The organism is Pantoea sp. X-Soil-ISGK-259 (genome assembly GCF_059730705.1).
The window spans coordinates 1,097,034-1,116,193 of the sequence record NZ_AP035986.1 but is presented as its reverse complement, the minus strand read 5'-3'; the positions used below and the strand labels follow the sequence as shown (position 1 = coordinate 1,116,193).

The window sequence follows — 19,160 nt, the reverse complement described above, 5'->3', positions numbered from 1 at the left end:
CGATGACAAAAAAACTGCATATCAAAACCTGGGGATGTCAGATGAATGAGTATGATTCATCCAAGATGTCTGATCTGCTGAACACGACGCACGGCTACACGCTGACCGAGGTCCCTGAAGAGGCGGATATCCTGCTGCTTAACACCTGTTCTATTCGTGAAAAAGCGCAGGAGAAAGTGTTCCACCTGCTGGGACGCTGGAGAAAACTCAAAGAGCGCAATCCGGATGTCATTATCGGCGTTGGCGGCTGCGTCGCGTCGCAGGAAGGGGACCATATTCGCCAGCGTGCTCCCTGCGTCGATATCGTTTTTGGTCCGCAGACACTCCATCGTCTGCCGGAAATGATTAACACCGTGCGCGGCACCAAAAGTCCGGTGGTCGACATCAGTTTCCCGGAAATTGAGAAATTCGATCGCCTGCCGGATCCGCGCGCAGAAGGTCCCACAGCCTTTGTTTCTATCATGGAAGGCTGCAACAAATATTGTACTTTCTGCGTGGTTCCTTACACACGCGGCGAGGAAGTGAGCCGTCCCAGCGATGACATTTTGCTGGAAATCGCGCAGCTGGCGGCGCAGGGTGTGCGTGAAGTTAACCTGCTTGGCCAGAACGTCAACGCGTATCGTGGCGCCACCTTTGACGGTGAGATCTGTACCTTCGCCGAGCTGCTGCGCCTGGTCGCTGCTATCGACGGTATCGACCGTATTCGTTTCACCACCAGCCACCCGATTGAGTTTACTGACGACATTATCGAGGTCTACCGCGATACCCCGGAGCTGGTGAGTTTCCTGCATCTGCCCGTTCAGAGTGGATCGGACCGTATTCTGACGCTGATGAAGCGTGCGCACACCGCGCTGGAATATAAGGCGATTATCCGCAAGCTGCGCGCGGCGCGGCCAGATATTGAGATCAGTTCTGACTTCATCATCGGCTTCCCGGGTGAAACGCAGCAGGATTTCGAGCAGACCATGAAGCTTATCGCCGAGATCAATTTCGATGTCAGCTTCAGCTTTGTCTACTCTGCCCGTCCTGGCACGCCAGCCGCTGACCTGCCGGATGATGTCAGCGAAGAGGAGAAAAAGCAGCGTCTGTGGATCCTCCAGGACCGCATTAACCAGCAGGCACAGGCGATCAGTCGCCGCATGGTGGGCACCGTGCAGCGTATTCTGGTAGAAGGCATCTCCCGCAAGAACGTCATGGAAGTTTCCGGCCGCACCGAAAATAACCGTGTGGTTAATTTCGAAGGCTCGCCTGAGATGATTGGCCGTTTTGTGGATGTTGAAATTGTCGATGTCTACACCAACTCGCTGCGCGGCAAACTGGTGCGTACCGAAGAAGAGATGGGCCTGCGTATGGCGGAAAGCCCGGCCTCTGTGATTGCCCGTACCCGCAAAGAAAACGAAATCGGCGTGAGCCTGTTCCAGCCGTGATCCCTGCACTACCGGGCGGCAGCGCGCAGCGCGTTGTTGCCGCCAATTTCACGCCGCGACACTTGGTTTATGAAAGTGTCGCCCAAATATCTCTCCTTAAGCTTGCGCCCAGGCGTTACGGCATAAATAATTTCGTTATGGTGCACACGGTTAAGCCCAACGGTGCGTCAGACACATCCCATAACTGGCCCTGAGTGACCCAAAGGATTCGTTTGAATATCGAAACTCGTGAAATCGCCCTTGAACCGGCTGATAACCGTCGACTGATGAGCCTGTGCGGGCCTTTCGACGATAATGTGAAACAGCTTGAGCGTCGTCTGGGCATTGAGATCAATCGTCGCGACAATGTCTTTAAGCTGGTGGGACGTCCACTGTGCGTCAATGCCGCCGCAGATATTCTGAAAACCCTGTATGTCGACACCGCGCCGATGCGTGGTGAGATCCCGGATATTGAGCCTGACCAGATTCACCTGGCCATCAAAGAGAGCCGGGTACTGGAACAAACCGCCGAAAGCGTGCCGGAGTACGGTAAAGCGGTCAACATCAAGACTAAGCGTGGTGTGATTAAGCCGCGCACGCCGAACCAGGCGCAGTACATCGCTAACGTGCTCGACCACGACATCACCTTTGGCGTCGGCCCGGCGGGTACCGGTAAAACCTATCTGGCGGTGGCAGCCGCAGTGGATGCCCTGGAGCGTCAGGAGATTCGCCGCATCATGCTGACGCGCCCTGCCGTCGAAGCGGGTGAAAAACTCGGCTTCCTGCCTGGCGATCTGAGCCAGAAAGTCGACCCATATCTGCGTCCCCTCTACGATGCCCTATTTGAAATGCTCGGTTTTGAGCGGGTAGAAAAGCTGATGGAGCGCAACGTCATTGAGGTGGCTCCGCTGGCTTACATGCGTGGCCGTACCCTGAACGATGCGTTTATCATTCTTGATGAGAGCCAGAACACCACCATCGAGCAGATGAAGATGTTCCTGACGCGTATCGGCTTTAACTCCAAAGCGGTAATTACCGGCGACGTCACCCAGATTGACCTGCCACGTCACGTTAAGTCGGGCCTGCGGCATGCCATTGAAGTGCTGGCAGACGTTGAAGAGATTAGCTTTAACTTCTTCCACAGTGAAGATGTGGTGCGCCATCCGGTGGTTGCCCGCATTGTTACCGCCTATGAAGCCTGGGAAGCGGCCGATCAGACCCGTCGCGATCAGCAGGCTGAAGAGCGTAAACGTGAAGCACTGGCTGCACAGAGCGCCACGCAGGAGAGCAAATGAGTGAGGTCATTCTCGACCTGCAGGTCGCCTGTGAGAACACGGCGGACCTGCCGGATGAAAGCCTGTTTCATCGCTGGCTTTCCGCGGCTGTTACCCCTTTTCAGCCCGAAAGCGAAGTCACCGTCCGTCTGGTCGATGAAGCGGAGAGTCATGAGTTAAATCTGACTTATCGCGGCAAAGACAAGCCGACAAATGTGCTCTCCTTCCCGTTTGAAGCGCCACCGGGCATCGAGTTACCTCTGCTGGGCGATCTGATCATCTGCCGCCAGGTGGTTGAGCAGGAAGCCGCAGAACAGGGCAAAAGCGTTGAAGCCCACTGGGCGCATATGGTGGTACACGGCACGCTGCATCTGCTGGGTTACGACCATATTGAAGACGACGAAGCGGACGAGATGGAAGGACTGGAGACCGAGATAATGCTTGCTCTTGGGTATCCTGATCCGTACATTTCGGAGAAAGAAGACGCCTGAATCCCGAATTCTGGCTATCCGGCTGTCAGCACGGTTTGCTGACAGCACCTATTCCTCACCAGAGAGATCTATAAAAACCGCCATGAGCGACGACCATTCTCAAAACAGCGATGCACCCAGTAGTAAAAAGGGATTTTTCTCCCTGTTGATCAACCAACTTTTTCACGGTGAACCGAAAAGCCGTGATGAGCTACTGGAGCTGATCCGCGACTCGAATAACAAAGAGCTGATTGACCAGGACACCCGCGACATGCTCGAAGGGGTTCTGGATATTGCGGAGCAGCGCGTGCGTGACATCATGATCCCGCGCTCGCAAATGATCACCCTGAAACGTAATCAGAGCCTCGAAGAGTGTCTGGATGTCATTATCGAATCCGCCCATTCCCGCTTCCCGGTGATCAGCGAAGATAAAGATCATGTGGAAGGGATTCTGATGGCGAAAGATCTGCTGCCGTTTATGAGCAGCGAATCTGAGCCTTTCAGCATTGAGAAAGTCCTGCGTCCTGCGGTGGTTGTGCCTGAAAGTAAGCGCGTTGACCGGATGCTGAAAGAGTTCCGCTCCCAGCGCTACCACATGGCGATCGTTATCGATGAGTTTGGTGGTGTCTCTGGTCTGGTGACCATTGAAGATATTCTGGAGCTGATTGTCGGTGAGATTGAAGATGAGTATGACGATGAAGAAGATCGTGATATCCGTCAGCTCAACCGTCACACCTTTACGGTGCGCGCTCTGACCGCCATTGAAGATTTCAATGAGTTGTTTGGCACGCAGTTCAGTGACGATGAAGTCGATACCATTGGTGGTCTGGTGATGCAGGGCTTCGGCCATCTGCCCGCGCGCGGTGAAAGCATTGAGATTGAGGGTTACCAGTTCAAGGTAGCAATGGCTGACAGCCGCCGCATTATCCAGGTTCACGTGACCATTCCGGAAAACTCGCCACAACCTCAACTGGAAGACGAATAAGTCTATGGCTTTAGCCTCACTCTACCCGCGCCAGCGGGTTCGCCTGCTGCTGGCTTTAATGACGGGTGCGCTGGGCACCCTCGCCTTCTCTCCTTACGATTTCTGGCCCGCCGCCCTGCTGTCGCTGTGCGGCTTACAGCTCCTGACCCTGAACCGCTCAAGTCCGCAGGCTGCGGCAATCGGTTTTGTCTGGGGAGTGGGCTTATTCGGCAGCGGCATCAACTGGGTTTACGTCAGTGTCGCCACCTTTGGTGGCATGCCTGGCCCGGTGAATGTCTTTATCGTGGCATTGCTGGCGGCGTATCTGGCGATCTACCCGGCGCTGTTTGCCGGTGTACTGAATCGCATCTGGCCGCGCACAACGCTGTGGCGACTGGCGCTGGCCGCACCGGCTTTGTGGCAGATCACGGAATTCCTGCGCGGCTGGGTGCTGACCGGCTTTCCATGGCTGCAGTTTGGCTACAGCCAGATTGACGGCCCGTTAAAAGGTCTGGCCCCGCTGGCGGGGGTCGAGACCCTGACCTTCCTGCTGATGGTGGTGGCTGGCCTGCTGGCATATGCCCTGCAGCAGCGCAACGTCAGAAGTCTGGTCGCAGCATTGCTGCTGCTGGCCCTGCCGTGGCCGTTGCGCTATATCCAGTGGGTTCAGCCGATGCCCGAGCGTGCCGTCGAAGTGGCGCTGGTGCAGGGAAACATCCCGCAGTCGATGAAGTGGGATCCGCAGCAACTGCTCAACACCCTGCGCATTTATCACGGTCTGAGCCAGCCGCTCATGGGCAAAGCGCCGATTATTATCTGGCCTGAATCGGCGATTACCGATCTGGAAAGTAATCAGCAGCCGTTCCTGCATTCACTGGATGATGAACTGCGTGAACGCGGCAGTTCGCTGGTCACGGGTATCGTAGACTCCCGACTGGAGCAGAACCGCTATCACGATTACAACACCGTGATCGTGCTGGGTGGCAAGACGCCGTACAACTACTTCAGCGGCAATCGTTACCAGAAAAATCACCTGGTGCCATTTGGCGAATTTGTGCCGCTGGCCGATCTGCTGCGTCCGCTGGCTCCGTTCTTTGATCTGCCGATGTCGGCGTTCAGCCGTGGCAACTATCTCCAGCCGCAACTCCGCGTGGCGGGCTATAACCTGACCAGCGCCATTTGTTATGAGATCGTGCTGGGTGAACAGGTGCGGGCCAACTTCCATCCCGACACCAACTTCCTGCTGACCGTTTCGAACGATGCCTGGTTTGGCCACTCTATCGGCCCGTGGCAGCACTTCCAGATGGCGAGGATGCGGGCGCTGGAACTGGGTCGTCCGCTGTTGCGCAGTACCAACAATGGCGTAACTGCAGTGGTGAATGCCAGTGGTGATGTGGAAGCCATGCTGCCGCAATTTACGCGCGATGTCCTGACCAGCAAAGTTACGCCTACGCAGGGAGAAACCCCGTACGCGCGGGCTGGCATCTGGCCTGTCTGGTCACTGACGCTGCTGGCGGCGTTGATTGCCCTGCTGCGCCGACGCCGATAACAGCGCAGAGGCGTCATGGCGAAGCGAATGCTTCGCCTGAGGTTGTTGAAAACGCGCGGTGCTCAGGGAGTAAACGCCTTACGCAGAGACGCAAACACCGCCATCCCTGCCTTGCGCATCGCGGGCCATCTATGGCCCGCGATGCGCTGCTACAGGCGAAAGCTCCCCTCGCTTGACGTTTGTCTGCCGTCGGTGCGAGGTGCAAGTTTCGCCTTTTCTCCTTGTTATTTTCTGATACTCCCACTCCCTGACCGCATACTCTGCTGCCTTTCTCACCCTGCACCGCTTTCTGGCACGATGATTGCAAAATGTTTCACTGTTTTTCGCTAACGGCCTGATTGCAGACGCTGCCGCGAGGCGGATTGCACCAAAACTGTCGCACCTCCTGCACCGTAAACGCGCAGCGTGAGAAATTTGCCTTTTTTTGGTGCGGATCACCTCGCAAAAAAGAAACTTTTTTGTTTCATTGCGTTAACAATCAGCTATGTTAGTGACTCTTCTGCGCCCATTTAATCCGCAGAATGAGCAGAAACGCAGCACAAAACAGACACACCATCATAATCAGCGCAGGTTATATCCTGTGCCTTTTTCATACGAAGGAGTTGGAACATGCAACTACGCAAAGTGGCATTATCTCTTCTGCTGATCGGTGCAGCGGCGGGAGCGGCCCAGGCGGAAGATCTCAGCGGCACCCTGAAGAAAATCAATGACAATGGTGTCATTGTGGTCGGGCATCGCGAATCATCAGTTCCCTTTTCTTATTATGACAACCAGCAAAAAGTCGTCGGCTATTCACAGGATTACTCAAACGCCATTGTGGAAGCCATCAAAGCGAAGCTGAATAAGCCTGACCTGCAGGTCAAAATGATTCCAATCACCTCACAAAACCGTATTCCACTGCTGCAAAACGGCACCTACGATTATGAGTGTGGCTCCACCACCAATAACCTTGAGCGCCAGAAACAGGCGGCTTTCTCTGACACCATTTTTGTTATTGGCACCCGTCTGCTGGTTAAGAAAGATGGCCCGATCAAAGATTTCGCCGACCTGAAAGGCAAAACCGTGGTGGTAACCTCAGGGACCACGTCTGAAGTGCTGCTGCACAAACTCAACGACGAACAGAAACTGGATATGCGCATCATCAGCGCCAAAGATCATGGCGACTCCTTCCGTACGCTGGAAACCGGCCGTGCCGTGGCCTTTATGATGGATGATGCCCTGCTGGCTGGCGAACGCGCTAAAGCCAAAAAGCCGGACAACTGGGAAATTTTAGGCACGCCACAGTCTAAAGAGGCCTATGGCTGCATGCTGCGTAAAGATGATCCGCAGTTCAAAGCGCTGGTAGATGAAACCATCGCCAAAGCCCAGACGTCGGGTCAGGCAGAAAAATGGTTCGATACCTGGTTCAAAAAGCCTATTCCGCCTAAGAACCTGAACATGAACTTTGAGCTGTCTGATGACATGAAAGCGCTGTTCAAAACGCCAAACGACAAAGCACTCAATTAACAAAAAAATACCCAATGGATTTCAGGTCACATTGAGTCGGCAGGAGAGCATGCATCCCGGGGAACTTACTCAGGTAGATGATTCGGGTGCGTGGACATACATAGCCAACAAAATGCAGCCTGAAAGACGGCGGGTATAACAAGGGCGGCCTGGCTGCCCTCTCGATTGCTGAAACCGCGGCATGGACAGACAGACTGACACGGGTCGTTCCCCTGCGTCAGGACATAAAACGCCGTTCATCAATCTTCAGGGTAGCTTAGCTACCCTTTTTTTCCGGAGCTCGTTATGGGTATCGATTGGAACTGGGGCATATTTCTCGAACAGGCCCCGTTCGGTAACACGACCTACCTCGGCTGGCTGTGGTCCGGTTTTCAGGTGACGATAGCCGTCTCCTGCTGCGCCTGGATTATCGCTTTCTGCGTGGGTTCATTTTTTGGCATTCTGCGCACCGTGCCGAATCGCCTGTTGTCGACCATTGGCACCTGCTATGTCGAACTGTTTCGTAACATCCCGCTGATCGTCCAGTTCTTCTTCTGGTATCTGGTGGCGCCCGAGCTGGTGGGCGAGAATCTCGGCATGTGGTTTAAGTCTGAGCTGGACCCCAACATTCAGTTCTTCCTCTCTTCCATGATCTGTCTCGGCCTGTTTACCGCCGCCCGCGTTTGCGAGCAGGTGCGCGCGGCGATTCAGTCACTGCCGAGTGGACAGAAGAATGCTGGCCTGGCGATGGGATTAACCCTGCCGCAGACTTACCGCTATGTATTGCTGCCGAATGCGTATCGCGTGATTGTTCCGCCGATGACCTCGGAAATGCTGAACCTGGTCAAGAACTCCGCTATCGCCTCCACCATTGGTCTGGTGGATATGGCAGCACAGGCGGGCAAGTTGCTCGACTATTCTGCTCACGCCTATGAATCCTTTACCGCCATTACGCTGGCCTACGTCGCGATTAACCTGGTGATTATGTTGTTGATGAGTCTGGTCGAGCGCAAAGTCCGGCTGCCAGGCAATGCGGGAGGCAAGTAATGTACGACTTTGACTGGAGTTCGATTGCGCCCAGCCTGCCCTATCTGCTTAACGGCTTAGTGATTACCTTTAAGATCACGATTACCGCCGTGGTTTTCGGCATTCTTTGGGGCACCCTGCTGGCGGTAATGCGTCTGTCGACCTTTAAGCCCATCAGCTGGTTCGCCAAAATTTATGTCAACCTGTTCCGCTCAGTACCGCTGGTGATGGTGCTGCTGTGGTTCTATCTGGTGGTGCCGAGTTTCCTGCAACAGGTGCTGGGCCTGTCGCCTAAAACCGATATCCGCCTGATTTCAGCCATGGTCGCCTTTTCACTGTTCGAAGCGGCGTACTACTCAGAGATCATTCGTGCCGGCATCATCAGTATCTCACGCGGCCAGGGGAATGCCGCGCTGGCGCTGGGTATGACGCAGTGGCAGGCCATGAAACTGATTATTCTGCCGCAGGCATTCCGGGCCATGGTTCCGCTGTTACTGACGCAGGGTATCGTGCTGTTCCAGGATACCTCTCTGGTTTATGTGTTAAGCCTGGCGGACTTCTTCCGTACCGCGTCGACTATCGGTGAGCGCGACGGCACCCAGGTTGAAATGGTTCTGTTTGCAGGTCTGGTCTACTTCGTTATCAGCCTGAGCGCATCGCTGTTGGTCAGCTATCTAAAAAGAAAAAGGACGGTTTAAATGATTAGCCTGAAAAATGTTTCTAAGTGGTATGGTCACTTTCAGGTGCTGACCGACTGCTCAACCGAAGTCAAAACCGGTGAAGTGGTGGTAGTGTGCGGCCCGTCCGGCTCCGGTAAATCGACGCTCATCAAAACCGTGAACGGACTTGAGCCCGTTCAGCAGGGTGTGATTTCCGTCAACGGCACCGAAGTGAACAACAAAAAAACCAATCTGGCGCAGCTTCGCAGTCAGGTCGGAATGGTGTTCCAGCACTTCGAGCTGTTCCCGCATTTGAGCATTATTAACAATCTGGTGCTGGCGCAGGTAAAAGTGCTGAAGCGAGACAAAGCGGCGGCCCGCGATAAAGGGCTGAAGCTGCTGAAGCGTGTGGGACTGTCAGCCCATGCGGAGAAGTTTCCTGGCCAGCTCTCCGGCGGTCAGCAGCAGCGTGTAGCCATTGCGCGTGCGCTCTGCATGGATCCTATTGCGATGCTGTTTGATGAACCGACCTCCGCGCTGGATCCGGAAATGATCAATGAAGTGCTGGATGTGATGGTTGAACTGGCGCAGGAAGGGATGACGATGATGGTGGTGACACACGAGATGGGCTTTGCCCGTAAAGTCGCCAATCGCGTGATCTTTATGGATGAAGGGAAAATTATCGAAGACACCAACAAAGATGACTTCTTTAATAATCCGCAGTCTGACCGCGCTAAAGATTTCCTCGCTAAAATTCTGCACTAAACAACGTATGCGGGTCACTCAATGTGGCCCGCATAATGTTTGTTATCAGGGTTCAAAAGGCTGACGCTGGAACTGATCGTGGCCGCATTCCGGACAACGGGATAAGGTCTCAGGCGTATAGATTGCCCGGGTAAACTGGCACTTTTCACACACCAGATTGCCAAGACCGACCACTTCACCGCTCTGATAGACACCATGGTGATGCAGATCCTGAAAGACCTCACGCCACTCCAGCTGACTTTTATCCGTAATATCCGCCAGCTCTTTCCAGACGCTCTCGCGGATAATGCGCATAAACAGTGAGTCCGCCAGCGGTTCTTCAGCATCGCTGTAACTGCGGGCAAACTCGCCTAAATCACGGCGCACCGAACGCAGCGCCTGGTCAATCTCACTTTCTGACATATCATCGCGCACCAGCAACTGACTTCGCCGCCCGGCAATCAGCTCATCAAGGTTACGATCGCCCTGACGAAGACGTTCAGTCAATACGGCTAACGACTCGCGATACTCCTGAGCCACTTTATTCATTTTGTTCTCCTTTATGCAGACCCTCGCTGACTTAAGTTTAGTCGTAATGTTGCTTTTGCCGTGTCGTCTGTACAGTGAATTACAAAAGGGTGAAGAGGCTGACGCTTTCGGCAGAAATCGTGCCAGCAAAAGTGGGAAGTGTTGTTGATACGCGGCCTTATGGGTATGCTATGCGGATCTTAGAGCCAGAAAAATGTTTTTCATAAAGGACCACAGGCAGCCATGCAAGAGCAATACCGCCCGGAAGAAATTGAATCCCGTGTGCAGCAGCACTGGGATGAAAACGAAACGTTTAAAGTGACTGAGCAGGAAGGTAAAGAGAAATACTATTGCCTCTCCATGTTGCCCTATCCTTCTGGCCGCCTGCACATGGGTCACGTTCGTAACTACACCATCGGCGACGTAATCGCGCGCTATCAGCGTATGCTCGGCAAAAACGTGCTACAGCCGATTGGCTGGGATGCTTTCGGCCTGCCTGCAGAAGGCGCTGCGGTTAAAAACAATACTGCACCTGCCCCGTGGACTTACGACAACATCGCCTACATGAAAAACCAGCTCAAACTGCTGGGCTTTGGCTATGACTGGAGTCGTGAACTGGCCACCTGCCAGCCTGAGTACTACCGCTGGGAACAGTGGTTCTTTACCAAACTGTATGAAAAAGGCCTGGTCTATAAAAAAACCTCCGCAGTGAACTGGTGCCCGAACGATCAGACGGTGCTGGCGAACGAGCAGGTGATCGATGGCTGTTGCTGGCGCTGCGACACCAAAGTTGAGCGTAAAGAGATCCCGCAGTGGTTTATCAAAATCACCGATTATGCGGAAGAGTTGCTGAACGATCTGGATACGCTGGAAGAGTGGCCTGAACAGGTCAAAACCATGCAGCGTAACTGGATTGGTCGTTCTGAAGGCGTCGAAATCACTTTCGACGTGGCAGAGAGCGAAGAGAAAGTTACTGTCTACACCACCCGCCCGGATACCTTTATCGGCGCAACCTATGTGGCTGTCGCAGCAGGCCATCCTCTGTCGACTCAGGCGTCGGTAAATAATCCGGCACTGGCCGATTTTATTGCTGAATGCCGTAATACCAAAGTGGCCGAAGCCGATATGGCGACCATGGAGAAGAAAGGCATGGCGACCGGCCTGTCTGTTATTCATCCGCTGACCGGTGAGCTGCTTCCGGTCTGGGTCGCCAACTTCGTCCTGATGGAATACGGCACCGGTGCCGTGATGGCGGTTCCGGCACACGACCAGCGTGACTGGGAGTTTGCCACTAAATACGATCTGTCGATCAAGCCGGTCATACTCAACCTGGATGGCTCCATTCCTGACGTCAGCGCTGCGGCGATGACGGATAAAGGCGCCCTGTTCAACTCGGGTGAGTTCAACGGCATGGATCACGCAACTGGCTTTAACGCTATCGCGGATTCACTCGCGGCAAAAGGCGTGGGCGTACGTAAAGTGAACTACCGTCTGCGCGACTGGGGTGTTTCCCGTCAGCGCTACTGGGGTGCACCTATCCCGATGGTGACGCTGGAAGATGGCACTGTGATGCCGACACCTGAAGACCAGCTGCCGGTTATCCTGCCGGAAGATGTGGTGATGGATGGCATTACCAGCCCGATCAAAGCGGATCCGGAGTGGGCGAAAACCACAGTAAACGGTCAGCCAGCGCTGCGTGAAACGGACACCTTTGACACCTTTATGGAGTCCTCCTGGTACTATGCGCGTTATACCTGCGCCAGCTACAAGGAAGGCATGCTGGACCCGGCCGCAGCAAACTACTGGCTGCCGGTCGATCAGTATGTGGGTGGTATCGAACACGCCATCATGCACCTGATGTATTTCCGCTTCTTCCACAAGCTGCTGCGTGACGCGGGCCTGGTGAACTCTAATGAGCCAGCAAAACGTCTGCTGTGCCAGGGCATGGTACTTGCTGATGCCTTCTACTACCTGGGCAACAACGGCGAACGTAACTGGGTTTCCCCGGTTGACGTTGAAGTTGAGCGTGACGAGAAAGGCCGCATTATTAAAGCGACCGACACGCAGGGCCGCGACGTGATCTACGCGGGCATGAGCAAAATGTCGAAGTCGAAAAACAACGGCATCGATCCACAGCTGATGGTTGAGCGTTACGGCGCCGATACCGTACGTCTGTTTATGATGTTTGCTTCGCCAGCAGATATGACGCTGGAGTGGCAGGAATCGGGCGTTGAAGGGGCTAACCGCTTCCTGAAACGTGTCTGGAAGCTGGTCTACGAGCACACCTCACAGGGTGCGACCGTGGCACTGGATGTGGACAGCCTGAATGACGAGCAGAAATCGCTGCGTCGTGACCTGCACAAAACCATCGCCAAAGTGGCGGATGATATCGGCCGTCGTCAGACCTTCAACACCGCTATTGCGGCAATCATGGAGCTGATGAACAAGCTGGCCCGCGCTCCGCAGGAGAGCGAGCAGGATCGCGCCCTGATGCAGGAAGCGCTGCTGGCTATCGTCCGTCTGCTCTATCCGTTTACCCCGCACGCCTGCTATGTTCTGTGGCAGACGCTGGGCGGCGAAGGCACCATTGATGAAGCGAGCTGGCCGGTTGCTGATGAAGCCGCTATGGTTGAAGATTCACTGCTGGTGGTGGTACAGGTTAACGGTAAAGTGCGCGGCAAAATCACCGTACCCGCCGATGCAACACAGGAACAGGTTCAGGCACGCGCTGCGCAGGAGCATCTGGTGGCGAAGTACCTGGACGGCGTGACTATCCGTAAAGTCATTTATGTACCGGGCAAACTGCTTAACCTGGTCGTAGGTTAAGTTCAGGAGGAACTGTGCGACATCCGATTATCAGGCTGTTTGTCATGCTGGCGGTGGTGATCACCGCTGGCTGTGGTTTTCATCCGCGCGGCACCACGCAGGTGCCCAGCGAACTGAAAACCCTGATTGTTTCAACCGGCGATCCTTATGGTCCGCTGGCACGTACTGTACGTCAGCAACTGCGCATCAACGATGTCACCATTGTTGAAGACAGCAAGCAGACCCGTACCGATATTCCGACACTGCGTCTGGGTCCTGAAATGTCAGGGCGTAACACAGCCTCGGTCTTTATCAGCGGCACCACTGCCGAGTATCAGCTGGTGATGACCCTCACTGCGCAGGTGCTGTTGCCGGGCAAAGGTATCTATCCCATCAGCACCACGGTTTATCGTTCGTTCTTCGATAACCCGAATGCGGCGCTGGCAAAAGATGCCGAGCAGGACCTGATTACGCAGGAGATGCGTCAGCGTGCAGCTGAACAGCTGGTTCGTAAGCTGCTGTCGGTGCATGCCGCGCAGATGAACAGCAAAGATACTCTGCCAGCGTCAGTGATTTCGGTGCCGGGTCAGGGTTCACAGGAAGCGCCCTCTTCCTCTGCTACCAGCCTGCAATGATCAGGATTTATCCTGAGCAACTCAGCGCGCAGCTCCGTGAGGGGCTGCGCGCCTGTTATTTGTTAGCCGGTAACGAACCGCTGCTGTTGCAGGAAAGCGCGGATGCCATCCGTGCCGCCGCAACCACACAGGGATTCGACGAACATTTTAGTTTTACGCTGGATGCCCAGACCGACTGGGAGAGCCTGTTCGTCAGCTGCCAGTCACTGAGTCTGTTTGCACAGCGTCAGACGATGACACTGCAATTCCCCGAGAATGGCCCCAACGCCGCCATGGCCGAGCAGCTGGTTAAGCTCTCTCAGCTGCTGCACGCCGATATTCTGCTGATCTGCCGGATGCCAAAGCTGACCAAAGCGCAGGAAAACAGCGCCTGGTTTAAGGCACTGGCTGCCTCTGCGGTTGTCGTGCCCTGCCAGACGCCAGAGCAGGCACAATTGCCACGCTGGGTGGTAAATCGCGCGAAAGCGCTGAAATTATCCGTGGATGACGCGGCAGTACAGCTGCTGTGTTACTGCTATGAGGGTAATCTGCTGGCGCTGGCGCAGGCGCTGGAGCGGCTCTCACTCCAGTGGCCGGACGGCAAGCTGACACTGCCACGGGTCGAAGAAGCAGTCAGTGATGCCGCGCACTTCACGCCCTTCCACTGGGTGGATGCCCTGCTGGCGGGTAAAAGTCGTCGCGCGCTGCATATCCTGCATCAGCTGGAGAAAGAAGAGAGCGAAGTCGTGATTCTGCTGCGTACGCTGCAGCGCGATTTGCTGACGCTGTTGCATCTGCAACGCCATCAGGCCCGGCAACCACTGCGCACGCTGATGGATCAGCAGCGTATCTGGCAAAACCGCCGCGCGCTGTTCACCGACGCACTCCAGCGACTGGATGCCACCCGTCTGCAACGCGCCATCCATCTGCTGAGTCAGATTGAGATCACCCTGAAGCAGGATTATGGTCAGTCAGTGTGGCCGCAGTTGCAAACCCTGACGCTGCTGCTCAGCAGTCGCGCTTTTCCGACGAGCTTTGCCCATGTCTGAGTTACACGCACTGTTTGGTGGCACCTTCGATCCGATCCATTTTGGCCATCTGCGCCCGGTGGAAGCGCTGGCTCAGCAGACCGGCTTACGGCGTGTGACGCTGCTGCCCAATAATGTGCCCCCGCATCGTCCACAACCGGAAGCCAGCGCGTCTCAGCGGGTTGCTATGCTGCGCTGCGCTATCCGTGGCTTACCGCTGTTTGAAATTGATACCCGGGAGCTGGAACGTGACACACCCTCCTGGACCGTGACCACCCTGGAAGCCTGGCGCGCAGAACGCAGTGCAGAGCAGCCGCTGGCCTTTATCATTGGTCAGGATTCCCTGCTGAGCCTGTCCAAATGGCATCGCTGGCAGGATCTGCTGTCACTCTGCCATCTGCTGGTCTGCCAGCGTCCCGGCTATCCGACCCGGTTCGACTCGCCAGAGATGCAGGCGTGGCTTGAGCAACACGTCGCTCAGGATATCCGGCAGCTGCATCAGCAGCCCGCGGGGCATATCTGGCTGGCGGAAACCCCACTCTATGATATTTCGGCGACCGAAATTCGCCGCCGTCGCCATCAAAATCAGCCCTGCGATGACCTTTTACCCGCTGCGGTTATCGACTATATCGACCGCGAAGGCTTATATCGCGACTGATCCGGGCATGCTATACTGCGCCGCTTAATTTTTTGGCTGCACTCTCCGGGCTTACAGCCGGCTCGTTACTACCAGATTCCAAGGGGAACCTTTTGCAAGGTAAAGCACTCCAAGAGTTCGTTATTGATAAGATTGATGATCTTAAAGGCCAGGACATTGTTACCATCGACGTTCAGGGCAAATCCAGCATCACCGATTACATGATCATCTGCACCGGTACCTCCACGCGTCATGTGACTTCGATCGCAGAACACGTTGAGCAGGAATCCCGTTTAGCTGGCCTGATGCCATTAGGCATTGAAGGTAAAAGCGCGGCAGACTGGGTCGTGGTTGATCTGGGCGATGTCATCGTGCATGTGATGCAGGAAGAGAGTCGCCAGCTGTATGAGCTGGAAAAACTCTGGAGCTAATCGGTGAAACTGCAACTCGTTGCCGTCGGCACCAAAATGCCTGACTGGGTGCAGACCGGTTTTATGGAATACCTGCGCCGCTTCCCGAAAGATATGCCGTTTGAGCTGATCGAAGTTACCGCAGGTAAGCGCGGTAAAAATGCTGATATCAAACGCATTCTTGAAAAAGAGGGTGAAGCGATGCTGGCGGCGGTCGGCAAAGGTAATCGCATCGTCACGCTGGATATTCCGGGCCAACCGTGGGAAACCCCGCAGCTGGCACAGCAGCTTGAACGCTGGAAGCTTGATGGTCGCGATGTCAGCCTGCTGATTGGCGGGCCCGAAGGCCTGGCCCCCGCCTGTAAAGCGGCGGCAGAACAGAGCTGGTCACTGTCAGCATTGACGTTGCCCCATCCGCTGGTGCGCGTGCTGGTAGCCGAAAGTCTGTATCGTGCCTGGAGTATAACGACAAATCATCCTTATCATCGTGAATGACCGATCAGCCCACATCAGACATGACAAGTAGCGGATGAAATTACAAAGCAACGCCTTTCGCGATTACAGCGCCGAACAGAAACTCTTTGTCCGTCGGGCGTTTATCGCCTTCGTCGGTATCTTACTGCTCTCGTCAATTCTGGTGGTTAACCTCTACCACCTGCAGATTCTTCGCTTTGATGATTACAGCACCCGCTCTAACCAGAACCGCATCAAACTGGTGCCTGTCGCGCCCAGTCGCGGCATAATTTACGATCGTACCGGCACCCCGCTGGCACTGAACCGCACCATCTATCAGGCTGAACTTGTCCCGGAAAAAGTCGATAACCTGCAACAGACGCTGGAAAACTTACGTCCGGTTCTTGAGCTGACGGATGAAGACCTCGAGAATTTCCAGAAAGAGCGTAAACGCTCACGTCGTTTCACCTCTATCCCGGTTAAAACCGGTCTGAATGAAGTGCAGGTGGCGCGCTTTGCGGTTAATCAGTACCGTTTCCCCGGCGTGGAAGTGAAAGGTTATCAGCGCCGCTACTATCCTTACGGTGCCACGCTGACGCATGTCGTCGGCTACGTGTCAAAAATCAACGACCGTGACGTTGCCCGCCTCGATAAAGAGGGCATATGGCCGAACTATGCCGCAACACACGATATCGGTAAGCTGGGGATTGAAGCGTATTACGAGAGTTTGCTGCACGGCAAAACCGGCTTTGAAGAGGTAGAGGTTAACAATCGTGGCCGCGTTATTCGCCAGTTGCATGAGGAGTCACCTCAGGCTGGGCGTGATATCTATCTGACGATCGATCTCAAACTGCAGCAATATGTCGAGACTCTGCTGGCGGGAAGTCGCGCAGCAGTGGTGGTCAGCGACCCGCGCACCGGCGAAATTCTCGCCATGGTCTCTACGCCGAGCTACGATGCCAACTTATTTGTCGACGGTATTTCCAGTAAGGATTACCGTGGACTGCTGGAAGATGAAAACCGCCCGCTCTACAACCGCGCCATTCAGGCGGCTTACCCACCGGCTTCCACAGTCAAACCTTATGTCGCGGTTTCTGCCATGAGTGCGGGCGTGATCAACCGTAACACCAGTCTGTTTGATCCCGGCTGGTGGCAGCTTCCGGGTTCAGAAAAGCGTTTTCGTGACTGGAAAAAGTGGGGCCACGGCCGTCTGAACGTCACCAAAGCACTGGAAGAGTCTGCTGATACCTTCTTCTATCAGGTCGCCTACGACATGGGTATTGACCGCCTGTCGGAGTGGATGAACAAATTTGGTTATGGCAGCCGTACCGGCATCGATTTGCCGCAGGAGAGCGCCGGTAATATGCCTACCCGCGACTGGAAAATGAAACGGTTTAAAAAGCCGTGGTATCAGGGTGATACCATTCCGGTGGGGATCGGTCAGGGTTACTGGACGGCAACCCCGCTGCAGATGAACAAAGCGATGATGATTTTAATCAATGACGGTGTCGTCAAGGTGCCGCATATGCTGCGTGCTACCCGCGAAGGTCGTACCCTGGTGCCCTATCGTCAGCCGCCTGAGGCCCCGATTGGTGATATCCATTCCGGCTTCTGGGAAATCGCCAAAGATGGCATGTACGGCGTGGCGAATCGCCCTAATGGTACCGCGCACAAGAGTTTTGCTGATGCGCCCTATAAAATCGCCGCCAAGTCCGGTACCGCACAGGTCTTCGGCCTGAAAGAGAACGAAACGTATAACGCCCATAAAATTGCTGAACGATTACGCGACCATAAATTAATGACCGCGTTTGCCCCTTATGACAAACCTCGGGTCGCTGTGACCATTATCCTGGAAAACGGTGGCGCCGGTCCGGCTGTCGGCACCGTCATGCGCCAGATTCTGGATCACATTATGTTGGGTGATAACAATACAGTTCTGCCGGACGCCGCCCCTGTGCCGCCCGGTTATGAAGGTGAATAAACATGTCGATGCAAGATAGTCCGCAGAAACGATCGATCTGGATGCGCATCCACATCGATCCGATGTTTATGCTGATCATTCTCGCGCTGCTGACCTACAGCGCCGTGGTGATCTGGAGTGCCAGCGGACAGGATCCTGGCATGATGGAGCGTAAACTCGGGCAGATCGCGATGGGTCTGGTGATCATGATTGTGCTGGCGCAGGTGCCGCCGCGCGTTTATGAAGGCTGGGCGCCCTATCTCTATATTGTCTGCGTCATCCTGCTGGTGGCAGTGGATGCTTTTGGACAGATCAGTAAAGGGGCCCAGCGCTGGCTCGATCTCGGCTTTGTGCGTTTCCAGCCTTCGGAGATTGCCAAGATCGCGGTGCCGCTGATGGTGGCGCGCTTTATCAACCGCGATGTCTGTCCGCCGACGCTGAAAAATACCGGTATCGCGCTGATTCTGATCTTCCTGCCTACTCTGCTGGTGGCCGCACAGCCCGATCTCGGCACCTCGATTCTGATTGCCGCCTCGGGCCTGTTTGTGCTTTTCCTTTCGGGAATGAGCTGGAAACTGATTAGCGTGGCGGTACTGCTGGTCGCCGCTTTTATCCCGATTCTGTGGTTCTTCCTGATGCACGACTATCAGCGCGACCGCGTCATGATGCTGCTCGATCCGGAAACGGACCCGCTGGGCGCCGGTTATCACATCATCCAGTCGAAAATCGCGATTGGCTCGGGCGGACTGCGCGGCAAAGGCTGGCTGCAGGGCACCCAGTCTCAGCTGGAGTTTTTGCCGGAACGTCATACTGACTTTATCTTCGCGGTCCTGGCCGAAGAGTTAGGGCTGGTCGGCGTGCTGCTGCTGCTGGCCCTCTATCTGCTGCTGATCATGCGGGGACTGGTGGTAGCAGCCCGGGCGCAGACCACCTTTGGCCGTGTTATGGCGGGCGGTTTAATGCTGATTTTATTCGTTTATGTTTTCGTTAACATTGGCATGGTTAGTGGTATCTTACCGGTAGTTGGCGTGCCGCTGCCGCTGGTCAGTTATGGCGGCTCCGCGCTTATCGTGCTTATGGCGGGATTTGGCATTGTGATGTCGATCCACACTCACCGAAAAATGTTATCTAAAAGTGTCTAAGAGGCT

Annotated in this window: 18 protein-coding genes; 17 read left to right on the top strand and 1 reads right to left on the bottom strand. The window is 55.0% G+C overall.

Annotation, left to right across the window (positions count from 1 at the left end):
- Positions 1 to 2: 2 nt before the first annotated feature.
- The 9 genes from miaB to AC6I77_RS05065 all read left to right on the top strand — a co-directional run bounded on the left by miaB (position 3) and on the right by AC6I77_RS05065 (position 9,598).
- Positions 3 to 1,427: a tRNA (N6-isopentenyl adenosine(37)-C2)-methylthiotransferase MiaB gene (gene miaB / locus AC6I77_RS05105; RefSeq protein WP_003853992.1), complete on the top strand. Its 1,425-nt coding sequence runs from the start codon at positions 3 to 5 to the stop codon at positions 1,425 to 1,427.
- 212 nt (positions 1,428 to 1,639) lie between these two features.
- Positions 1,640 to 2,701 carry a PhoH family protein gene (locus tag AC6I77_RS05100; RefSeq protein ID WP_013357113.1) on the top strand — a complete coding sequence of 354 codons (1,062 nt, stop codon included), beginning with the start codon at positions 1,640 to 1,642 and terminating at the stop codon, positions 2,699 to 2,701.
- Positions 2,698 to 3,171 (top strand): rRNA maturation RNase YbeY, encoded by a 474-nt coding sequence (ybeY, locus tag AC6I77_RS05095; RefSeq protein WP_039659164.1) that lies wholly within the window; start codon positions 2,698 to 2,700, stop codon positions 3,169 to 3,171. The genes AC6I77_RS05100 and ybeY overlap by 4 nt, the downstream gene beginning before the upstream one ends.
- 82 nt (positions 3,172 to 3,253) lie before the next feature.
- Complete coding sequence (corC, locus tag AC6I77_RS05090) at positions 3,254 to 4,135, top strand: CNNM family magnesium/cobalt transport protein CorC (protein ID WP_039659162.1); 882 nt, start codon at positions 3,254 to 3,256, stop codon at positions 4,133 to 4,135.
- 4 nt (positions 4,136 to 4,139) lie between these two features.
- Positions 4,140 to 5,663, top strand: a complete 1,524-nt coding sequence (gene lnt, locus AC6I77_RS05085; protein ID WP_008925003.1) for an apolipoprotein N-acyltransferase — start codon at positions 4,140 to 4,142, stop codon at positions 5,661 to 5,663.
- 609 nt (positions 5,664 to 6,272) lie between these two features.
- Positions 6,273 to 7,169: an amino acid ABC transporter substrate-binding protein gene (locus tag AC6I77_RS05080; protein WP_003854004.1), complete on the top strand. Its 897-nt coding sequence runs from the start codon at positions 6,273 to 6,275 to the stop codon at positions 7,167 to 7,169.
- A 285-nt stretch (positions 7,170 to 7,454) separates the two neighbouring features.
- On the top strand, positions 7,455 to 8,195 hold the full coding sequence (locus tag AC6I77_RS05075) for an amino acid ABC transporter permease (RefSeq protein ID WP_003854005.1): 741 nt from the start codon (positions 7,455 to 7,457) through the stop codon (positions 8,193 to 8,195).
- A complete protein-coding gene (gene gltK, locus AC6I77_RS05070; protein WP_003854008.1) occupies positions 8,195 to 8,872 on the top strand; it encodes a glutamate/aspartate ABC transporter permease GltK in 678 nt (225 codons plus the stop codon). The genes AC6I77_RS05075 and gltK overlap by 1 nt, the downstream gene beginning before the upstream one ends.
- A complete protein-coding gene (locus tag AC6I77_RS05065) occupies positions 8,873 to 9,598 on the top strand; it encodes an amino acid ABC transporter ATP-binding protein (protein ID WP_003854011.1) in 726 nt (241 codons plus the stop codon).
- Positions 9,599 to 9,643: 45 nt separating this feature from the next.
- Here AC6I77_RS05065 and AC6I77_RS05060 read toward each other — a convergent pair whose 3' ends face one another.
- Positions 9,644 to 10,126 carry a zinc ribbon-containing protein gene (locus AC6I77_RS05060; RefSeq protein WP_003854013.1) on the bottom strand — a complete coding sequence of 161 codons (483 nt, stop codon included), beginning with the start codon at positions 10,124 to 10,126 and terminating at the stop codon, positions 9,644 to 9,646.
- 222 nt (positions 10,127 to 10,348) lie between these two features.
- On the opposite strand from AC6I77_RS05060, the gene leuS reads away from it, so the two are divergent.
- The 8 genes from leuS (at position 10,349) to mrdB (ending at position 19,154) form a co-directional block, all read left to right on the top strand.
- Entirely contained in the window at positions 10,349 to 12,931 is a 2,583-nt protein-coding gene (gene leuS, locus AC6I77_RS05055; protein ID WP_140915983.1) for a leucine--tRNA ligase, read from the top strand.
- A 14-nt stretch (positions 12,932 to 12,945) separates the two neighbouring features.
- A complete protein-coding gene (gene lptE, locus AC6I77_RS05050) occupies positions 12,946 to 13,545 on the top strand; it encodes an LPS assembly lipoprotein LptE (RefSeq protein WP_003854016.1) in 600 nt (199 codons plus the stop codon).
- Positions 13,542 to 14,573, top strand: a complete 1,032-nt coding sequence (holA, locus tag AC6I77_RS05045; protein WP_003854017.1) for a DNA polymerase III subunit delta — start codon at positions 13,542 to 13,544, stop codon at positions 14,571 to 14,573. The genes lptE and holA overlap by 4 nt, the downstream gene beginning before the upstream one ends.
- On the top strand, positions 14,566 to 15,210 hold the full coding sequence (nadD, locus tag AC6I77_RS05040; protein WP_497816741.1) for a nicotinate-nucleotide adenylyltransferase: 645 nt from the start codon (positions 14,566 to 14,568) through the stop codon (positions 15,208 to 15,210). Before holA ends, nadD begins: the two co-directional genes overlap by 8 nt.
- A gap of 92 nt (positions 15,211 to 15,302) precedes the next feature.
- On the top strand, positions 15,303 to 15,620 hold the full coding sequence (rsfS, locus tag AC6I77_RS05035) for a ribosome silencing factor (RefSeq protein ID WP_003854023.1): 318 nt from the start codon (positions 15,303 to 15,305) through the stop codon (positions 15,618 to 15,620).
- Positions 15,621 to 15,623: 3 nt separating this feature from the next.
- A complete protein-coding gene (gene rlmH, locus AC6I77_RS05030) occupies positions 15,624 to 16,094 on the top strand; it encodes a 23S rRNA (pseudouridine(1915)-N(3))-methyltransferase RlmH (protein WP_008103678.1) in 471 nt (156 codons plus the stop codon).
- Positions 16,095 to 16,128: 34 nt separating this feature from the next.
- Positions 16,129 to 18,033 (top strand): peptidoglycan DD-transpeptidase MrdA, encoded by a 1,905-nt coding sequence (gene mrdA / locus AC6I77_RS05025; RefSeq protein ID WP_003854026.1) that lies wholly within the window; start codon positions 16,129 to 16,131, stop codon positions 18,031 to 18,033.
- Positions 18,034 to 18,041: 8 nt separating this feature from the next.
- Positions 18,042 to 19,154, top strand: a complete 1,113-nt coding sequence (gene mrdB / locus AC6I77_RS05020) for a peptidoglycan glycosyltransferase MrdB (RefSeq protein ID WP_033743010.1) — start codon at positions 18,042 to 18,044, stop codon at positions 19,152 to 19,154.
- Positions 19,155 to 19,160: the final 6 nt, after the last annotated feature.

Excerpts from the sequence above, each read along its gene's own strand:
- mrdB (WP_033743010.1), top strand. The coding sequence starts at position 18,042 with ATGCAAGATAGTCCGCAGAAACGATCGATCTGGATGCGCATCCACATC.
- AC6I77_RS05075 (WP_003854005.1), top strand. The coding sequence starts at position 7,455 with ATGGGTATCGATTGGAACTGGGGCATATTTCTCGAACAGGCCCCGTTC.
- lnt (WP_008925003.1), top strand. The coding sequence starts at position 4,140 with ATGGCTTTAGCCTCACTCTACCCGCGCCAGCGGGTTCGCCTGCTGCTG.
- ybeY (WP_039659164.1), top strand. The coding sequence starts at position 2,698 with ATGAGTGAGGTCATTCTCGACCTGCAGGTCGCCTGTGAGAACACGGCG.
- gltK (WP_003854008.1), top strand. The coding sequence starts at position 8,195 with ATGTACGACTTTGACTGGAGTTCGATTGCGCCCAGCCTGCCCTATCTG.
- miaB (WP_003853992.1), top strand. The coding sequence starts at position 3 with ATGACAAAAAAACTGCATATCAAAACCTGGGGATGTCAGATGAATGAG.
- AC6I77_RS05080 (WP_003854004.1), top strand. The coding sequence starts at position 6,273 with ATGCAACTACGCAAAGTGGCATTATCTCTTCTGCTGATCGGTGCAGCG.
- holA (WP_003854017.1), top strand. The coding sequence starts at position 13,542 with ATGATCAGGATTTATCCTGAGCAACTCAGCGCGCAGCTCCGTGAGGGG.
- nadD (WP_497816741.1), top strand. The coding sequence starts at position 14,566 with ATGTCTGAGTTACACGCACTGTTTGGTGGCACCTTCGATCCGATCCAT.
- mrdA (WP_003854026.1), top strand. The coding sequence starts at position 16,129 with ATGAAATTACAAAGCAACGCCTTTCGCGATTACAGCGCCGAACAGAAA.
- corC (WP_039659162.1), top strand. The coding sequence starts at position 3,254 with ATGAGCGACGACCATTCTCAAAACAGCGATGCACCCAGTAGTAAAAAG.
- AC6I77_RS05065 (WP_003854011.1), top strand. The coding sequence starts at position 8,873 with ATGATTAGCCTGAAAAATGTTTCTAAGTGGTATGGTCACTTTCAGGTG.
- leuS (WP_140915983.1), top strand. The coding sequence starts at position 10,349 with ATGCAAGAGCAATACCGCCCGGAAGAAATTGAATCCCGTGTGCAGCAG.
- AC6I77_RS05060 (WP_003854013.1), bottom strand. The coding sequence starts at position 10,126 with ATGAATAAAGTGGCTCAGGAGTATCGCGAGTCGTTAGCCGTATTGACT.